General features: G+C 32.8%; 10 protein-coding genes and 3 pseudogenes. 1 reads left to right on the forward strand and 12 read right to left on the reverse strand.

Annotated elements, in window-relative coordinates; genetic code table 11:
* Positions 1–10: 10 nt before the first annotated feature.
* The 9 genes and pseudogenes from AC25Y5_RS07200 to AC25Y5_RS07240 all read right to left on the reverse strand — a co-directional run bounded on the left by AC25Y5_RS07200 (position 11) and on the right by AC25Y5_RS07240 (position 12,892).
* Positions 11–1,780 carry an acetolactate synthase catalytic subunit gene (locus AC25Y5_RS07200; RefSeq protein WP_488139720.1) on the reverse strand — a complete coding sequence of 590 codons (1,770 nt, stop codon included), beginning with the start codon at positions 1,778–1,780 and terminating at the stop codon, positions 11–13.
* 744 nt (positions 1,781–2,524) lie between these two features.
* A pseudogene (locus AC25Y5_RS07205) lies at positions 2,525–2,779 on the reverse strand (site-specific integrase); the annotation flags it as partial.
* A gap of 118 nt (positions 2,780–2,897) precedes the next feature.
* Positions 2,898–3,190: pseudogene (locus tag AC25Y5_RS07210) on the reverse strand (IS110 family transposase); the annotation flags it as partial.
* A gap of 225 nt (positions 3,191–3,415) precedes the next feature.
* Complete coding sequence (locus AC25Y5_RS07215) at positions 3,416–4,267, reverse strand: tyrosine-type recombinase/integrase (protein WP_488139832.1); 852 nt, start codon at positions 4,265–4,267, stop codon at positions 3,416–3,418.
* Between the two features lie 493 nt (positions 4,268–4,760).
* Positions 4,761–5,753: a hypothetical protein gene (locus AC25Y5_RS07220; RefSeq protein WP_488139721.1), complete on the reverse strand. Its 993-nt coding sequence runs from the start codon at positions 5,751–5,753 to the stop codon at positions 4,761–4,763.
* A gap of 120 nt (positions 5,754–5,873) precedes the next feature.
* The gene (locus tag AC25Y5_RS07225; protein WP_488139722.1) at positions 5,874–6,104 is read right to left on the reverse strand and encodes a hypothetical protein; all 231 of its coding nucleotides are present in this window, start codon (positions 6,102–6,104) and stop codon (positions 5,874–5,876) included.
* Positions 6,105–6,639: 535 nt separating this feature from the next.
* On the reverse strand, positions 6,640–9,687 hold the full coding sequence (locus AC25Y5_RS07230; RefSeq protein ID WP_488139723.1) for a P-loop NTPase fold protein: 3,048 nt from the start codon (positions 9,685–9,687) through the stop codon (positions 6,640–6,642).
* Positions 9,688–9,735: 48 nt separating this feature from the next.
* Positions 9,736–10,857 (reverse strand): DUF6602 domain-containing protein, encoded by a 1,122-nt coding sequence (locus AC25Y5_RS07235; protein ID WP_488139724.1) that lies wholly within the window; start codon positions 10,855–10,857, stop codon positions 9,736–9,738.
* A gap of 652 nt (positions 10,858–11,509) precedes the next feature.
* Positions 11,510–12,892, reverse strand: a complete 1,383-nt coding sequence (locus AC25Y5_RS07240) for a reverse transcriptase domain-containing protein (RefSeq protein ID WP_488139725.1) — start codon at positions 12,890–12,892, stop codon at positions 11,510–11,512.
* A 1,779-nt stretch (positions 12,893–14,671) separates the two neighbouring features.
* Between AC25Y5_RS07240 and AC25Y5_RS07245 the strand changes: the two are divergent.
* A pseudogene (locus tag AC25Y5_RS07245) lies at positions 14,672–15,244 on the forward strand (site-specific integrase).
* Positions 15,245–15,611: 367 nt separating this feature from the next.
* On the opposite strand, the gene AC25Y5_RS07250 reads toward AC25Y5_RS07245, so the two are convergent.
* The 3 genes from AC25Y5_RS07250 to AC25Y5_RS07260 all read right to left on the reverse strand — a co-directional run bounded on the left by AC25Y5_RS07250 (position 15,612) and on the right by AC25Y5_RS07260 (position 18,769).
* The gene (locus AC25Y5_RS07250; protein ID WP_488139726.1) at positions 15,612–16,997 is read right to left on the reverse strand and encodes a restriction endonuclease subunit S; all 1,386 of its coding nucleotides are present in this window, start codon (positions 16,995–16,997) and stop codon (positions 15,612–15,614) included.
* The gene (locus AC25Y5_RS07255; protein ID WP_488139727.1) at positions 16,990–18,420 is read right to left on the reverse strand and encodes a class I SAM-dependent DNA methyltransferase; all 1,431 of its coding nucleotides are present in this window, start codon (positions 18,418–18,420) and stop codon (positions 16,990–16,992) included. Before AC25Y5_RS07255 ends, AC25Y5_RS07250 begins: the two co-directional genes overlap by 8 nt.
* A gap of 157 nt (positions 18,421–18,577) precedes the next feature.
* A complete protein-coding gene (locus AC25Y5_RS07260; RefSeq protein ID WP_488139728.1) occupies positions 18,578–18,769 on the reverse strand; it encodes a hypothetical protein in 192 nt (63 codons plus the stop codon).
* Between the last annotated feature and the right edge of the window lies 1 nt (position 18,770).

An 18,770-nucleotide genomic window follows, 5' to 3' on the forward strand; every position in this document is an offset into this window, starting at 1 on the left:
TCCTCCTTTATTAGATTTCGATTAATTTATCCATGATTGTCACTGGAGGTATGTTTTCTGGATTCGTAATAAGATCAATGACGACACTTTCATCCAAAGCGAACGCTTCGTCTAGTACATCGCCAATTTTACTTACATCACTTAATCGAATTCCTTTAATACCACATGCTTCTGCTACTTTAGTGTGATCTACACTACTAAAATCACATACATTTGTATAACGACCAAACAAGGCGGTCTCACCATATTTTTGATATCCGAGAATACTGTTATTGATAATAACAAGTACCACTTTAATACCCAGTCGTTTAGAGGTTTCAAGTTCACTCCATACGTGTCCAAAACCACCGTCTCCTGCTAAGCAAAATACTGGACGATCTGGTTTGGCAATTTTTGCCCCCATTGCCATTGGAAAGCCCCATCCTAACCCAGCTAAGCCACGTGGAAAAATAAATTTTCGATTTTTTGTTGCTTGGATATAACTTGCGTTCCATACGGATGAAATACTTGCATCTGCCACAACCACATGATTGTCAGCAAGTCGTTTGTTTGCTTCATACAAGAATTTTTCTACTAAAATCTTACCTTGAGTTTCTTCGTATAATGGTTTCATTACTTCCGCATGCTTTTGCCGCGATTGCTCAATTGTTCGTTTTACTTCTCTGCCTTTTGTTTGACGTTTTTCAAGATTTTGATTGGCTAACTCTTCAAACAATGCTTGCAATGTTGTTTTAGCATCTCCTACGAGACGTAATGATTCATAGTTGCGACCAATTTCAGTAGGATCAATGTCGATGTGTATATACTTAGCATTGTCAGGTAGTAATGACCATGAGTCTGTTCCATTTTGGTTTGTTCGATTACCTACTAACAAAATTACGTCAGCATTTTGAACCATTGGTTTAAGTGCAGTATTTACACCGCGTTTCCCCATGTAATAACCGATTGGTCCCATTGACAATTCATGCGTCTCATCTACGGAACCTTTCCCCATTGTTGTAGTTGCAACAGGGATTGAATATATTTCTTGAATGTCACGTAATATGTCATGTGCACCCGAAGAAACAACTCCTCCACCTGCATAAATAAATGGATTTTCTGCATCTGCTAGTTGTTTAGCAGCTTCTTGAACTGTCGCTTGACTAGGCTGGGTACGATCAAGTGGGAAAACACCAGATGATAGTTGACGATTCGAAAGAATCGGATACTCAGTTGGGTCGTTAATGATATCTTTCGGACACAGTAGAACTGTAGGACCCGGTCTGCCACTTGCCGCTATTGTGAACGCGCGTTCTACAAAATCTTCAATGCGTTCTTGAGATGGAATGCGTTTCACCCATTTGGATACACCTTTAAACAATTCCGTGTGGTCTAATTCTTGGAAGGCGTTTTTTTCCAGGTGAGCATTGTCTACTTCTTCAACAATAGCAACTATAGGGTAGGAAGACTTTAGGCTCTCCGCTAATCCTGGAACCAGTAATGTAGCGGCGGGTCCATTTTGCGCAGTCACTACAGGAACTTTGTTATTCAACATTGCATAACCTTGGGCCATATAAGAGCCGGCATTTTCTTGACGATATCCAATTTGTTCAATGCCAATGTCATCACAAGCTAGTGTGACACTAGGTGGATTGCTTTGACCAAAAACGTATTCCACTCCATGATCTTTAAGTGCAAGCGCGATTCTCATTGCATTTGTAGCTGTTTTAACCTTTTTATTTCCCTCCACTCCATGATCTTTAAGTGCATTTCCTATTGTATTTGTAGCTGTTTTATCCAATCTATTTCCCTCCATTCATTTTTGTTGAAAACGCTTCCAATAACATTTCAATAGTTGAAAAATATTTCATCTATTGATATTAATTAATTTAACCTATCAAAAGAAGTTTGTCAATTACAAAAACAGAAGATTCGAAATATAAATACTTAAATAAAAAGACTACTTAAGTATTAAAGCTATATATATGAATTTCTATCAAAATAATATAATTGAGTTAATTTCATAATTCCGAGCCCTTGCGTGTCACTTTGGATGTTAATTTGCGCTAGCTAAAAGTGTTTTTTGCACTTTCAACTTTAAAAACCCAGCTACCTTCACATGAGAAGATTAGCTGGGTTTCTTAATTATTTACATTCACCATTTATTGAACGTTAGAATCTGTTCAATAAAAAAATGTCTATACTTATTAGTTTCAAATTTTATTTAGATTCAGTATAGATCTTTGAGCTCACATACTTTAATATTTTCGTTTAATTCTATTCAAGAAATTATTCTCTATCTATCTTGCATACCTAGTGTATCAAACAACTAAATTTGTTACTGAACCAAAATGACCTCATTACTTACTAAACTATCTTATAGAAGAACTTTAATTTTATTTAAAAAGAACTAAAAAAGGCGATATTTAGTCACTATAATATCTTTCATAGGTTCTCCTTTACAGTGATGAAGGGACAAACTTCTCTCATTCTTTCAACACTCAAATAGCATGCTTTTTAACAGGAGCGAGAAGTCTTCCGAAAGTTATGAGCAATAAATTGTCCGTTTAATTGTATGATGAGCAACGCAAGCAGATGGTACCGTAACATTGAAAAACCTGCTGGTCCTATAAGCGTCAAATAACATCATCGTATGAATAATTGAATGTCCCACTTGATTCGCCACTTCATGAATACTCATGCCTTTCTCATTTGCATTTGAACAAAAGAAATGACGAAGATCATGTGGTGTTATATCTTTTCCTATCTTAGCCGAATAAGTATTAAACAACCGATTCAAAAACAATAGTGATTTTTCAATAATAAACACCCCCTAAAAATGAGCATAAAAAAAGCCATACCATTTAGATATGACTCCTAACGCTATCATTATTTTGTTAATGATTTTGTTTCTGTTTCAAGACTAGTGGAATCCCGTAGTGATCTAAGAAGTAAGCCAAGTTCATCCAGTAGTGGCCTGTAGGCTCAATTCCGATGATAACGTCTGTTTTCTTAGCTTCCTTCATTGTTTGACGAACCTTTTCATACAAACTTTCAAAGCCTACTTTTGATGTACCGCGAAGGCTTTTTCAATTACGCGCCCTCGTTCATCGACAAAGCACGCGTAATGAACGCGCTTGGCAATGTCCATACCAACAACGAGTATATTTTCAGTAACTTGATAAATTTTTTCATTCCATTTAAAATGCATAGAGAAGTCCTCCTGTTTGATGATGGGTCAATGGTCGTTGACACTCATGCATCACACTAGAGGGCTCTTTTTCTTTCAAGACCCCGAACATCCTTCAAACAGGAATGATGCCCCGTTAATTGAACAAAAAATTGGCTCTTCTACATGAAATCAATCTAAAAACCGGGCAGCCCCCCTGTGTTAAACTAGTTATCGCATGGAATCTCTTCAATTATAGACTCTTTATTAAAGGAGATTCATTTTCTCCAGCATTTCTTTTTTGGTAGGGTTCGTATATAACATCGTCGTATGGATATTTGAATGTCCCGCTTGATTAGCCACTTCATGAATACTCATGCCTTTCTCAATCGCATTTGAACAAAAGAAATGACGAAGATCATGTGGTGTTATATCTTTTCCGATCTTAGCCGAATAAGTATTGAACAACCGGTTCACAACAGTACGATCTAACCTCCTGTTCCGGTTGCTCGGGAAAAGGAATTCGCAATCTATTCCTTTTTCTTTCCTTTCCCGCAGCCAAGACTGTAAGGCGATTTTTACTTTCTCCCCCATAAAAACTGTTCTAGATTTATCTCCCTTCCCATCTACAATAAGTATTTCACGGGAAACCAAATTAATATCAGTTATTTTTAAATTGAGTGTCTCTGAAATGCGTAATCCCCCATAGGCTAGAACAGTTACGATTGCATAATTTCTTGCCTTTCCACTATCCAGTACTAACTGACGAAACATTTCTGCATCCTGAAATTCAACTTTTGCAAGGGACGCATACTGCTGCTGAACTTTAACAAAATCACTTTTTTCAATAACTAGATTGGATTGTTTTTTGCTATGAATTAAAAACTCGTTGAATTTTACTAAACCGCTTAATTTCGTGTTAATCGTTTTAGCCCCTACTGTTTTAATTGCTTTAAGATAAGATATATATTCTCGCATATTTTCCCGGTGCAACTTAGTGAATGAAACACCTTTTGATTCATCGAGCCATTTTAAATATCCATTGACGGATTGATTGTATCCTTTGATGGTATTTTCACTTAAATTGCTTGAAGCTAAATATTCTCGGAAAGACCCTATCGAAATATCATCTCCTATAAATTATGCTGCATTAATTATCGAATGCATCTCATAAACTATGTTGCATAATAGTCTGAATCATATCTAATAAAACAGAAAAATACAACATAATTGACATTATGTTGTAAAAAGAAAACGCTAACTTTTTTGCTGTTAGCGTTTCGATATATCAATGTAGAATCTAAGGTAAAATGTTGAAAACGTTTAGATGAAACTCGATGAATTAAGGAAAAGTAAAAACCCTTGATTACCAAGAATTTTTACACTGTTTGAAGTCATATCATTTCTAGGTATGGAGACGGTGGGAGTCGAACCTGACTCCAAAAACTTACATATTTAGGTAAATATACTTGCAAATGTTGACTATCCACTACGCTAAAAACAAATCGTTTTTTTTAAAACTGTCATAAAAGTTTCTTGCACAGGTATGCAATATTCAAAAAAGACATGCATGGCTAAACCAGCATGTCCGCATCCTATCCATTTGCCTACCTTACTTTTTATCGCCCTTCCTTTTAAACTTTTGCCAAAACCTTTTTTTGCCTTTATGATCATCAAGAAAAACCCAAATAGAGAATGCACTCACAGCAATCATACCAATATAAACAGACAATTCCCAGTATGTAAATAACAGAAGGTAATCCCATATAGAATTCCCTCGAACAAACACATCATATGAATCGGCATTTCGATAGCTAATCGGTAGTTTGTCTCCTATGCCATATTGCGGATAGGTGTGTCGCGTTACGTCTTTGGCCATTTCAATCGTTCTGCCCGTATGATCTTTATAAGAGATGGTTAATTCCCGAATTGAGTCTTCATATTTCCGATAGGTCGTATACTCGAATCGGTTAACGACTGTAGCTTCCGTTTTTGTCTTTCCGAATGGCTGCACTGTTCGTATCAGGTTCACTACAAAACTTTTGGCAATGAATAGAAAAATTGCAATGACAATACCTGCATTTCTCCAAGCCCTTTGTCTCGAATCTACTTTTTTCTTTCGTTTCTTTTTCCTCATTCTTTTCCTTTTTTCAAATCGCTCAGAAGATATCTTCTCTTCTAAGCGCTCCAATGCAGGAATGGATAAGAAAAAGGCCACGAGTATACAGAAAGCCATAAACGCAAAAACAAAAATAGCAATCAAGTAATAGAGGCCATCAATGAGTATATCGCGCAGTGTCGAAAATGTTGTAGCACCTGTCAAATAACCATTAATCGTATCGCCAATTTCAATGTTCTCTATCTGACTTTTGGAAACACGGTTGCGATATTTAATCTCTTCTCCGCCGGCAAGTTCGACCCAAACAAAATAGGTAGGAGGGGTGAATAACCCTTTGCTTGCTGTTTTTTCAATGACTGTCGCTTCTGCTGATCGAATTGAAGCTAAATCGTACTCATCCAGATAAGAATCGATCATTATCCAAGTGAAAAGGCTGAAAAATAAGCCCAGAACTAAAAGCCCGGCTAATTCTTTGATGTTTGTCATAATTTCCTCCATAACCATCCTTCCACCACCATATCAAACAGACGTTAAAATACAACCATAAAAAAACTACCAGCAAATGCTCTGATGGCAGGTCTACTTAAAATTCACCGTATGGTTGTTTCAAAATTTCTGCACTATAGAATCATCCTTTACAAGAAGTTCTACTTCTTTAGTGTCATGACCATTACCGTATAGAATGATATTCAGAGAATAGTTACCGTTCACTATTGAAGTAGCACCCTCACTTGCATGTTGAATGATTTCTTCATCCTTAAGTTCGTTCATTTCTTCAATTGTTAGCGTTGTGTAGCCACAATATGTTGTTACATCCCCATCTTTAAAAACAAACACTTCATCAATACGACTATCTCATGTTAGATCTTGATTCGCTATGAACCAAACTGGATACTTTTCAAAACCCTTACTTATCAGTATAAATTCATTTTCTCCAGCTTCATTTACTTTTAAAGTGTCTGTTTTCGTTGCATTTTCAGTGCTTCACGTCTCCACCTCCACAAGCTGTTAAAAACTTGTCAACCAGTTTATTATTAACAAATTAACGTGCCACAAAATGTGTTTCTTTTCCTTAGCAATAAAAATAGGGATATTGCACAGGAGTTTACCTCCCGTTCAATATCCCTACTCTCTAAAACCGTTAATACGACTACATTATCAGCCATATCTCTATGGAGACGGCGGGAGTCGAAACACTATCTCTCAAGAATACTGTCAGATCAGGGTTTATAAGGTTTTTTTAGACTCTAAAAAAACCTCTGACAACGGTTTTGACTATGTTTTATTAATATTGCTTACGGAGACAAGTCTTTCAATCGCTTAACTTTTATATCTAGCAAGTCCTATATAAATTGCTCTAGTACAACTAGGATTAGCTTATATTCAACCGTTTAATATTCTCTATTATTTCACCTAATTTTAATGTACACAAAACCCACGTACTTTTTCCTTCGATGTTTTCTTCATAATCATCAATCGGTAAAGCATTGTATATTTCCTTAATCTTTTTAATAATTTCATTATCAATTTTATTATTTCTTGTATATCTTTCCAAGTGACCAAGAATGGAACTAAAATAACTCAGATGCTGAAAAGTTATTTTATCTTTTTTAACAATCATAATTCTATAAATATCCTCTATATCGTAAGTTAACTCCTTAATAGAAGAATAAGAAAGTTTTTCATTCAATTTATTACTTAGATTCACTTTAGAATATTTTAATTTTTCTCTGAGTTCTTCTTTTATTTCATATATTTTCAAGAATTTTCGAATACTATTTCCGTAGTGTTTTACTGATTCTATAATATATTCATTATCTACATTTTCATTAATTATTTTTTGAATTGAGTCATTAAGCCATTGATTAAAAATATCTAATTGTGATTCTGATGTTTCCTCTAAATTATAGATTCCCTTAATAGCATCTACCATTTTTTCAAATCTAATAATGTCATTCATATCTGTTGAAATGCTTTCATAACTATATCTAGAATCTCCTAACTTTAGTAGTCTCATAAGCATTATAATATTGTTTCGATAACTCAAGAAGACACTTACTGAGATATTTTCAAGATAATTCTGGCTAACATTTTTTTCATTTGAATCTACAAAACTAGTATCTTCTTTAATAATAGAATTTAAAGTTGAGAGATATAATTCATCATCTAATAATGGATTTCTTTGTGGATTACCAAGAATTTCAAATAAACTTTTAAGATTTAGTATCCGATTTTCGTATAAACTATTTATATGGTTTATTAACTTTTGTCTTCTTAATTTTATAATACTACTATTAACATTGTCTGAATTAAACATTATAGTATCTAAATATTCCTTAATATCTTCAAGACTTTCAATGTCCAATTCAATATTTGGGTCATCTAATTTACTTAGAATGATTTCGCTAACAGTCTTTTTGTCCCGCAATAAATTATTAAATGAGCGGTTAAAGATTAATGCATTACAAAAATCATTTATAATATCCATTTCCAAGCCTTTCCCTTGGGTATAACCACCATTATTAAATTTTAAAAATAATGAACTTAGTAAGTAATCTTTTAACTGAAGATATTTTATTTTATTCATAACACTATAAAAATCATCATGTTGTTTATTAAAATCATCTAAGTGTTCCCCAAAAAGCACTTTAAAGACAGCAATTCTAATAATTAATTCGTCAACTTGATTTATTTTGTTCAGATTTTTTTTAAAATTTTGATTTTCATAATATAACTCATTACAAGAGATTAGAATTTGTTTTAATTCTCTTACCAATTTTTTAACTTTTCTAGAATTTGATACTCCATCTTTTAATTTATAGAGTAAAAATTCATTTTCCTTTATTTCATTATTTAATTTTTCTTCTAAATTGGAATATGTATCAATTTGTTTTTCTTTATTAGCCTTTTTTTCCTTTAGTAAAGACTCGTTATTTTTTTGAATTTCTTCACTATTTTTTTCAAAATCTAATATAATTTCATCAATATTAACAACAATATTTTCTTTTATTTTAATACCAACTTTATTCGACCATTCAATGTTTAATCTCTCTATTTTTAAGTTCTTAATAAAATAATTAAATATCTCATGATAAGTAATTTTAGATAACTGGAATTTCATATTCACAAATTTATCCAGATAATCTCTATTTATCTTTTCGTGTTTTTCAATTCGTTGTTCATCCATTAAAAAAATCACATTTATACCTTTAAAATTTACTAACTCTTTTATAAATATCAATGTATTTTTAAAAGTTTCTTCCTCTACTCTATCAAAGTCATCTACAATGATAAAAATTTTCTTATGATTTATTCCTAAGTTTTTAAGGTCTGATATATCATCATCATTATATTTTGATTTTTTTTTAGTTTTAGTATTTCCTAGCAGTTTCTGAATATCATTTTCCAATATTTTCTTAGTGTTTCTAAAATCAACTTGTTCATTATCATCCAAATTATCTAGTAATCCATCTAGCTTAATTACTTGCTTTAAGTTTAGAGTATTAATACTTTGGAATATTATATTTATATACTTTTTAAAGGGGCTATCTTTACCTGTATAGATACCATTTAATTTCAATATATCTTCAAGCTGACTAAAAAAATACTCCATCAGTTTCTCCGTTGTATCTAATACCATTGGTTGAATAAAGATATTAAAATTACCGTCTGCCTTTAATTTCTTTGAAAGAACGTTTACCAGACTGGTTTTTCCTTCTCCCCAATTTCCATTTAACAATAGAGCAAATGGTTCATTGTAATTGTTTCCGCTTAACAAGCCTAATATTTTTTTTAGTTCCCGTTGTCGAGTAGGCAATAGTTTTTTATATGAATTAATTTCAACATCTGATTCTTCATCAACTGTATCGCTGTTCTTTATAGATTCTTGTGATAAAAGTTGTAATACAGACCAACCTAGTATAATTACAAGAATGAACATAAGATCATTTATAACAACTAACTCGTTGATAGATATTGCAGTAAAAATATATGTTAACCCCAAGTAATAATATATTTTGGAAAAATTTTTGGTTATTTTATTAGATGATTTAATATATATAACTAATTCTTTTAAAAACAAAATAAAAATAAAACAATACAAAATATAGCCAATTGACCAGTACATTGATAACAAATGGTTTATTTTCTCAAGATTTGCTATTTTAAATAGATGGCCCAAAATGCAGGCTAAAGCTATATGACTCATTATATTTATAATTTTCAAATTAGAAAAAGCAGCACTTCGCTCTTTATTTTTTTTATCCCATACATAAATAACTACTAATACTAATAATATGCATAATACTATTACCGAATTATTATTTTTAATAATTTCATAAACTCCATTGGAAGTAAACTTCATTATTTGTATTATGTTTTCTAAAATTTTTAATATGAATTGGGTCAGTGTGTTATTCATTGGCTCGTCAATTAACTCCTTACTGTTCTTGGTATTCCTGTAATAGTTTTAATATTTCATGTCTGGAATTGTTATATATTCATTAATTTCCGGGTACAAAATTGTTGCATTGCTTGATATTTGATACATAAAATAAAAAAATAATTTAATGTGATCATTATTTTCATTAGCTGGCACAAAAACCATCTCTGTCTTTTCTCCCCACCAAACAGGATATGGGCAATATTCTCCTTTTTTACTTTTATATAAAATGATACCATCTTTGATACTTAGAATTATATTGTGCCAGTTATACTGTTCAGTTGTTCCGTACCAACTTTCTATATTTTCAATTAAACTTTTTTTGTTTTTTTCAATTGATTCATCTGTTTCTCCAAATTTTAATTTGTTACAAACTAGAAAAGTTGCCAGGTGGTCAAAATGAAATGATTGGGGATTATATCTCATTGCCGCATATGTTTTGTGCATAGTGTTAAAATCTTTTATCGCTTGCTCTATTTTAATTTCAACATTTTGTTGTACCTCAAACCCAACTTTTATTTCTTGAATGTTTTTAGAAAATAACTCTAATTTCTCGTCTACTTCCTTTAATATATCCATAAAGTTTTCTTTTTTCTTTTCTTCTAAACTGCAGATTAACTTTTTTAGTACCGCAGCATTTTCAAGTAATCTGTTATAAAAGAAATCAGTTTGTTTCCTGTATGAATTGCCTTTTAATAAGACTAAAGAATTTAAACTTACATCTTCTCTAAGAGGTTTCACTTTATCTGCGAGTTTTAACAAACTACTTTTCAAAGAATTCTCTTCAGCACCTAATGCTAAATCCGACTTCACTTCTCCTATAACTGCTGCACTTTCCACAGTAAAGAACCTTTGTAAACCCGCTGGTTGAATTAATGGACTGTTTCCTTTATCGTATACAACTACGTCACATTGAGGACTATTCCTATCAGAAGGAGTAATTATAAAACCTTGACTTATGTCAAGAAATTCAGGAATAAAAGATCTTAAATATTGTCTTACCAGTTCTTCTCGATATGTGCCAAATTCATGGTTATGAAAACTCATTGCATCGGGATGCTTTTTAAAAAGTGATTTCGAACTTTCAAATGCTCCTTTAAAGTTTTGTGCATGTTCATCAATGAAATATTGAAATTGAGAGTTTGCCATATCTTTCCCCCCTGTGACAAATTTTAAAGTGTTTAATACACAATTGATTTTTCTTTACGTTTTTTATCATATAAACTGGTACTTCATTTAATACTACAACTACTAATAAAAATCCTACGAAGTTCATCTCTGAATAAACTTTGTAGCGAAATCTTATATTATTTTTGCCTTAGTTCATTACACTAACTCCAACCACGCGACCGCTTCGCTATGTGCGGAGTCTATGTGGTAACACAAGGGATGTTGGTGGGTTTAATTGTATAGGTAATATTTCCATTTATGCTATCATTTTGTATTCCCCAAACAATAAATACTATATATATTTTTAGTCTTATCAATCAGACAGTAAATGATTTTTCTTCATTTGGTTAATTGTGAATACAGGACCAGTGCTTTCTTTCAAGTCTTTAAGTGTATATAGCCATCCCTCTGCTTTATTAGCTGGCGGATGCGGTTCATTCGGAAGATCACAAAGCAGCTTCTAAAGATAATATTTATATTTTGGTGCCTTATCAAATCCGAAATCTCTGTATCTATCAACTATATAGTTAGAGACACTATCTTTAACTATGTCGGGTATATCTATTTTTCCAAGCTCATTATTCCACTTTATTACTAATCTAAAAGTTGAAGGGTTATAAAAAGCGTCCTTTTATTTCATCCTCTTCTGTACTCTAATCCAATGCCTTTTAACCTGCCTTCGAATCATACTTCTTACTGGCAATTGATTCATTTTTTGATGAGCTTTATATGCATAAGAGATAAAATTACCATAGTCTTTATATTGATAACCTAAATGTGTATATAAGTCATAAAGCTCTTTTTTAGGACCTGGACGACCAGTAGCGTATGAAATACGTTTGCTTGTATTCGCCTTCCTATATGCCCTTGAGTAATATTTAAATAGGCTCTTTTCACGGATTTTTATTAACTTGCCATTCGTCACAAAGCCCAAATAATCTAATGTAGATGGCTGCAGTTGCTCATTTAAAATATCTCCATTTTGATAAAGCCTGATTTCTGTTTTTTCTTTTTGTATATCTAAACCATCCTCTTTATACTTCTCCATAATATCTAATAACTCATCTCTTATTGAATGGACTGTATCTGTTGCTTGATTTGAAATTGGAATAACTAAAATGAGATCATCACAATATCTTCTATATAAGGCTTTAACATGTTTTTGTTTTGCCCACTGCATCATTTCTTTATCGAAGTCTATTAAATGAACATTTGAGCATACTGCGCTCATTCCAGACCCCTGTGGTATCCCAAATTTATTTCTATTTACATGCAGATGTTCCTTTTTAAATTCTCTAAACTCAATCGGCTCCATTATTTTAGATAATTTTATTTTCTTTAGCTTCTTCTCACCATGCTTAGTCTCTAAAAACTGGTCAATATCATCCTTATTGACGTATGTAAATTTCGTTAAGTTTCTAAATATCTTGTACCAATCATCTGATAAGCTATCCACATTCAAAACGCGCTTTATATTGTTTTTTAATGTTTTATGTGAAATATTATCAAAGAAGCTCGTGAAATCCATTGAAATAATTACCGCATGTTCTTGCTTAAATAAATGTTCAAATACTTCGTGCGCAAAGTTCACACTATTCTTACCTTTTTTATTATTTCTATAAGCTACTGCTATTTCATCGATATTTTTGTCTTCAGCAAATTGGTTATAAGAATTGTTTAATAAATCACCGTAGTATTTATAGATATAGCTATCTTTATGTGCTGAGTAGAAAATTTTTCTTACTTTCTTTTTCTTCTCTTTCCTTTTGCTCTTCTTCACATGATCGTATAATTCTGGAATTGTTACGTACTTTTTAAAAATAATTTCAAAGTGAATGGACGGTAAAAAAGCATAAGAAGCTACCCATTCACTATCTTGGAGCTTAGACTTCATATGCTCTATTTTAATACGTTCATCGAAATGTAAATAATTCTTTTGTTTATACTTTGACCAGTTGATATTAGAAGAGCTAGGAAGGTTATGTAATCGTCGTGGTCCCTTACTCCGTTTCATAACAGAACAACCTCCTAGCCTAATGTTGTGTCATTTATTCATAAGAATAAATGCTCTGCTGACCACTATATTTCACTTTGTTAAAAGCGAAAATCTTTAAAACACTCAATTATAATTACATTAAGGAGGTAATTACAACTGTGATAAGTTTGACTGACTTGCCAGACCTGCAACTACTGTTACTGTATCTAGAAATCATATGGCTGCTTGGTGAGGTTCTTAACGTTAAGAAACTTGCCAAGCATGAAACCTATCTCTCTCATAACCATTTTTATGAGACTATTAGATTATACAATCTATACTAATTTTAGTCAATTTCACCTATTAAAAATAATCTAATAATGGCAAGATTTAATATCAGATCAATACCTTTACTAGTGTTTAAGTGTTTAAGAGTTTCAGCGTTAATTTAGTTCCTGATTATACATTCAACCCCTATTTGCCACGCAATCGCACTAGTTATCCAAATTTGCTGCTTAGATAAATTTAAATAAAAAAATGTAGCTAGTAGTATTTTCAATGTATCGTTGTTAGGGTTCATATTGTATTGTCAATATTTTTGTGTTTATGATTTTTCAAGAGCAACACGTCTTTATTAAAATCAATATAACGTCGGGTCGTAAAGCGCTGATTTTATTCCTTGAATTGCGCCACCAGGTTAATTGTTCTTTATGCTGCTTGCCCTGTTTTACTGTCTGTTGCTTTTTTGTGGTTTTAAAGTCATCACAAATTTTCTGGCGATTTTAAACAACAACTTTATGCTAAATATTGTGTGCCACGTTGACTAAACACGCTTGATATTTCGCTTTTTGAGACACTGGTTCGCGTATACCATGCCTATTGTGTAATGCAAAATAACAGTACATAGAATTGCAATACGATGGTGGTGGCAATTGCAAAGAAAAATACATACCGATTTGAGCAATATTTCACATGGAGAGGCGGGCATGATTGCCTGCATTGGCTGCATTGGCTTCGCCAGGTCCTTGTGGCCCTGGCTTCTTGGCTTGTGCATCTTGCCCGTAGAGGCTCCTTGTCAAATCAACTTCGAGTCTGCAATATACTTCGTTTTGCAAAATACACCTATTAAGCCGTCTAAGATAAATATGGGACATCTTCAACACCACAGCCTTTGATTTCCTCCAACCGTTCTTGTCAGTTACGGCTAAAACTTCCTTAGGTCTATCTTCGCTAATGTCTACTGCGATATAAATGGATTCTTTAGACACCAATTCATGACATGCCGCAATATATGTGACATATTAATAAACGCACTTAAAACAGTTATGTAGAGAACAATTGTTAATTGCTTAAAAGAGTGATGACTTTATCTTTTCCCAATAGTGCGTGAATAAAATCCATCCGGTTATATTTCTCGTTCTCAAGGATTCTGTTGGTTCTATCGCCAGCTGGCCGTTTCTAAATGATTGCGAACGCCCCCTACCCGCAAAACATCCATTATCTAAGTAATTCCTCTCCTTATATTCAAACAGTAAAAACTAGTTTTAACTGTAATGTTTTTACTGTTTTAGATTTTGAATTAAATATTTTTGAAAATTATTGTGGATGGACTTTTATATATCAAATTCAATATCAAACCTAATATCAAAACCTATTAGCGGTTCATTTTTTAACGGAAAACAGTCCTTTAAACTATTGATATATAAGGCTTAAACGAGTTTTTCTATTTTGTTTTTCTTATGGACAACTTTAGGAGTTAATCTTTTCGTAGAAAGCATAGGGATTTCTAGGTAACTTATCGAACATAATAAGTTTCTTATAGAAGATAATTTACGACGTTATGCTTTCTTTCATTTATTATCGTTTTCTGGTATGCGTAAAAGTGAAGGGTTTGGCCTAATGTGGAAAGATATTGACTTTGAAAACAATGAGGTACGCATCAATAAAACTGTCGCACGTGGAAAAGAAGGTCTTTATTTAGGTCCAACTAAAAACGGCTTACCACGCACAATTAAGATGGATAATACGACTATGCAACTTCTAAAGGCATGGAAATAGAAGCTAGCAGAAGATTTCCTGCCACACGGCATAAATACGCTGAAGCAAAACCAACTTGTGTTTCCAAATACGTTTAATGATTTACATGAGCCTAATAAAACGTTTCGCTGGTTAAAATATATTAGGGAAAAATATAAACTTGATCCTATTACAACTCACGGCTTACGTCATACACACTGTTCCTTGCTGTTTGAAGCTGGTGCAACAATTAAAGAAGTACAATTTCGCTTAGGTCATAAAGATGTGAAAACCACGTTGGATGTATATACGCATGTTACAAAAAAAGCAAAGGCAAGCACCATTGAAAAATCCGAGAAATATTTATCAAATTAAATCTGTTTTTGACGAAGGCTTTGACTATTTTAATTTGAAATTCAATGAAACTATATGAAATAGCAAAAACGTCAAAATCCTTATATACCAAGGGTTTTGACGTTCATTGAAACTCAATGAAATTGCTTTATGGAGACGGCGGGATTTGAACCCGCGTCCAGAGGCTCCAACACTTAAGCACCTACGCGTGTATTTTGCCTATTTGGATTCGCGTAGCACTATGCCGACCTAAGAGTCTCAACGGTTTGTCCGTTTTCATACTAATTTATTTTACGGTTTTACTCTGTAGTGAGTATTACATATTAACAAACTTGGTTCAAAGACCTTCTAATTAATATTATATATCAACTCTTTAATATTTTGAAGCTCAACTCATTATTTCTTGTAAGACAGATTTTAATAATTCAATTGCAGATTCATCTTTTGAATCATTTGTGCCTAGTTCTCCTTTGAAAGCTTTCGAGAGAATAGACTTTGATATTTTTTCTATCAATCTCAATGAGTCAGAATACAATTGTGAAATCTCATTTTCTTTTTTCCTCAAAGCTACCAAAATACCTACAATGGCTTCTTGTTCTTCAATAGACGGTACAGGTATATTAATTTTCTTTAGTTCATTTGCTGCTAATTGTGGTTGCGCACTGCCCGTAGAATATATTGTAAGTTGGTCTTTAAAATACCTAGAAGTCATCAAGTAAAGAAAATATTCTGGTAAGTAGTCAACGTTTTTCTCTTTTAATCTTAAAATAACTAATTGAGCGTTTATAAATCCTGTATTACAGAAGTCATTCTTTAAAAATAATCCTAATTTCCCAATACTTCCTCTTAAAGACATTACGATATCTTTATCTTGTAGTTTACCGCTACGTAATGATTCAAACTTTTCCTGAGTAATAAATTGCAAATTTTCCATTTCAATATCTCTATTATGAAGATTTTTAGTGGAAATAAAAGGTATTCCCAAGTCAACCAATTCAATTTTTTTAGGATAATTTGAACTTCTATCACCATTAATCACCTCAAAAACTTCATTTATGGTTTTAAAACTCCATTGCTCTTTAAGTTGCCCAATTGTTCCATCAATATCTATATTATTTTTTCTGTTATTAGTCTCATCTTTAATATTTGTTAAAGTATTTAACTCTCCATTAAAAGCCTTTTCTAAAATCGCAGCACGACGAAGTTCAAATGTTTCTTTTGCATCTTCAATTAATTGCTTAGCCTCTTCAATTTTACTTAAAAGACTTTCTATTGTCTCTACTATACGTTTTTGTTCGTTAAAAGGTGGAACTGGTAATAGACTTTCTCTTAGATACTTATAATGTCTACTATACCCTTTGTTCGGTATGTTAACTGTTTTTAATAAGTAATAAAAATACTTTGAATAAAGGTTTTTACTAGGTTTTAACAATTTTGTCCCATCTGCTCCTTGAGCAAAATTAAAATCTATCCACTTTATACACCTTGTATGGTCACCAAAAACAATAACTGGCAATTCACCTGTGTATTCATTTTCTTGATTATTAGTAAATCCAGATATTAACTGCATTCCTTGGTCTATTACGGGAATTCTTCCTTTTATCGCATACTCTTTTTGTTTAATAGCATCTGCTCTATTACCACTTAATTTAATTACACTATCAAACTTTACCCATTTCCAATTCCCAGGTAATTCATAAGGTAGTTCATCTTCTGGTAATAACGCTTCTTCTACTAATTCCTCTAACGTTTGTTGTTTATTTTTCTTACTCATCCCCCGCCACCTCAACAGCGCGTAGTTCTCCTACGACTTCATTTAACAACCGCATTGCTTGTTGTAGTTTTTCAATCGCTTCTTCCGCTGATTCAATTGGGTCTGGTAAGTTATTATAAGCTGATAGGGAGTCGTCCGCGATTAGACCAATATCTAAACTATCATCTTTTGCAGCAATACCTTCACGTGTAAACATATTCCAACGGTCATCTTTCACAGTAAAATGGTTTTCCGCTTTGTATGCCTCAATAAATCCTTCAAAATGTTTTTCTGTAAACGGAGTACGTTTTCCAAATGAAGGCATGTTTGTGCGCATATCATATACCCATACTTCTTTTGTGTTCCCCTCATCTGTTTTTCCTCTATCAAAGAATAAAACATTTGTTTTAACGCCTTGTGCGTAGAAAATACCTGTTGGTAAACGTAAGATTGTATGTAAATTACATTTATTCATTAAGTCCCGACGGATTTGCGCACCTATTCCACCTTCAAATAATACGTTATCTGGTATTACTACTGCTGCACGCCCTGTACCATCTGTTACAAGTGAGTTATAAATTAATTGCAGGAAGTTTAATTGCTTATTTGATGTTTCAAATGTTAAATCATCACGTGTAGCACGTTCGCCGCCTCTTTTCGTACCAAATGGCGGATTCGTTAAAACAACATTGTAGTTTTTCATCCATTTACCATTTGCTGATAGCGTATCACCTTGTTCTAATCTTCCTTCCATATCATGCAGTAATGCGTTCATTAAAGATAAACGATGTGTATCTTTAACAAGCTCCATCCCTGTAAAGGCTTGCTTTTTCTGGAACTCTGCTTCATCTGGGGAAAGGTCAAAGTAATTATCTGTTTTTTCTTTTAAATAACGGTCAGCCGCAATCATAAAGCCAAATGTCCCTGCAGCTGGGTCATTACAACGCTCGCCTACTTTAGGGTCAAGCAGTTGAACCATTGCATCAATTAGTACACGTGGAGTAAAGTATTGTCCTGCTCCTGATTTTTTTTCACTTGCATTTTTCTCGAGCAATCCTTCATACAGATTGCCTAACCCTTCTTCTTTCGCACTGTACCAATCCAAACCATCAATTGATTTTATAATTTTTTCGAGATTTTTCGGCTCATCGATACTTGTAGTTGCACCATTATATATCATACGCAGGCTCTCATTTTCAATATCCTCACTACCCAAATCAAGTAGCAATTGTCTATAGAATCGATTTAATTCGAGACCCTCTTTACTCACTAGATCAGCCCAACGCTTCCCCTCTGGAATAATAGACTCTGTATCTTGTTCTTGCATCATTTTCAAGAAAAGCAGATATGTTAATTCGGTTACATATTCATGATAAGTTATACCGTCATCTCTTAATACTGACGCTAAGCTCCAAAGCTTTGAAACAATTTCTGTGTTATTCATTATGTTCCTCCTAATTTCTGTTCATCTAAATCATTATACTTGAGTTTCATCATATTCTCGATAGTAAAAGGGAATCTACCGAAGTAAACTCCCTTTTTGTTTACTCATAGTCGTTAATCTGTCATATTCGCGTAAATATATGAAGCACTCGTAAATGTTAAATGGATACCGTATTACTGAGTGGCATGAAAGATAACGCTTTTTCAAATTCTGATTTTGCAACAAGTTGGTTTGTAGTCATCAATTCAATCGACGTTCCAACAACACTATAAGTAAACTGTTTCCCACGAATTTGTGTGAATACATTTACTTCATTTTCAACAATACGCTGCCATACTCGTTCAATCAAC

The organism is Sporosarcina sp. Y1011 (genome assembly GCF_057669885.1).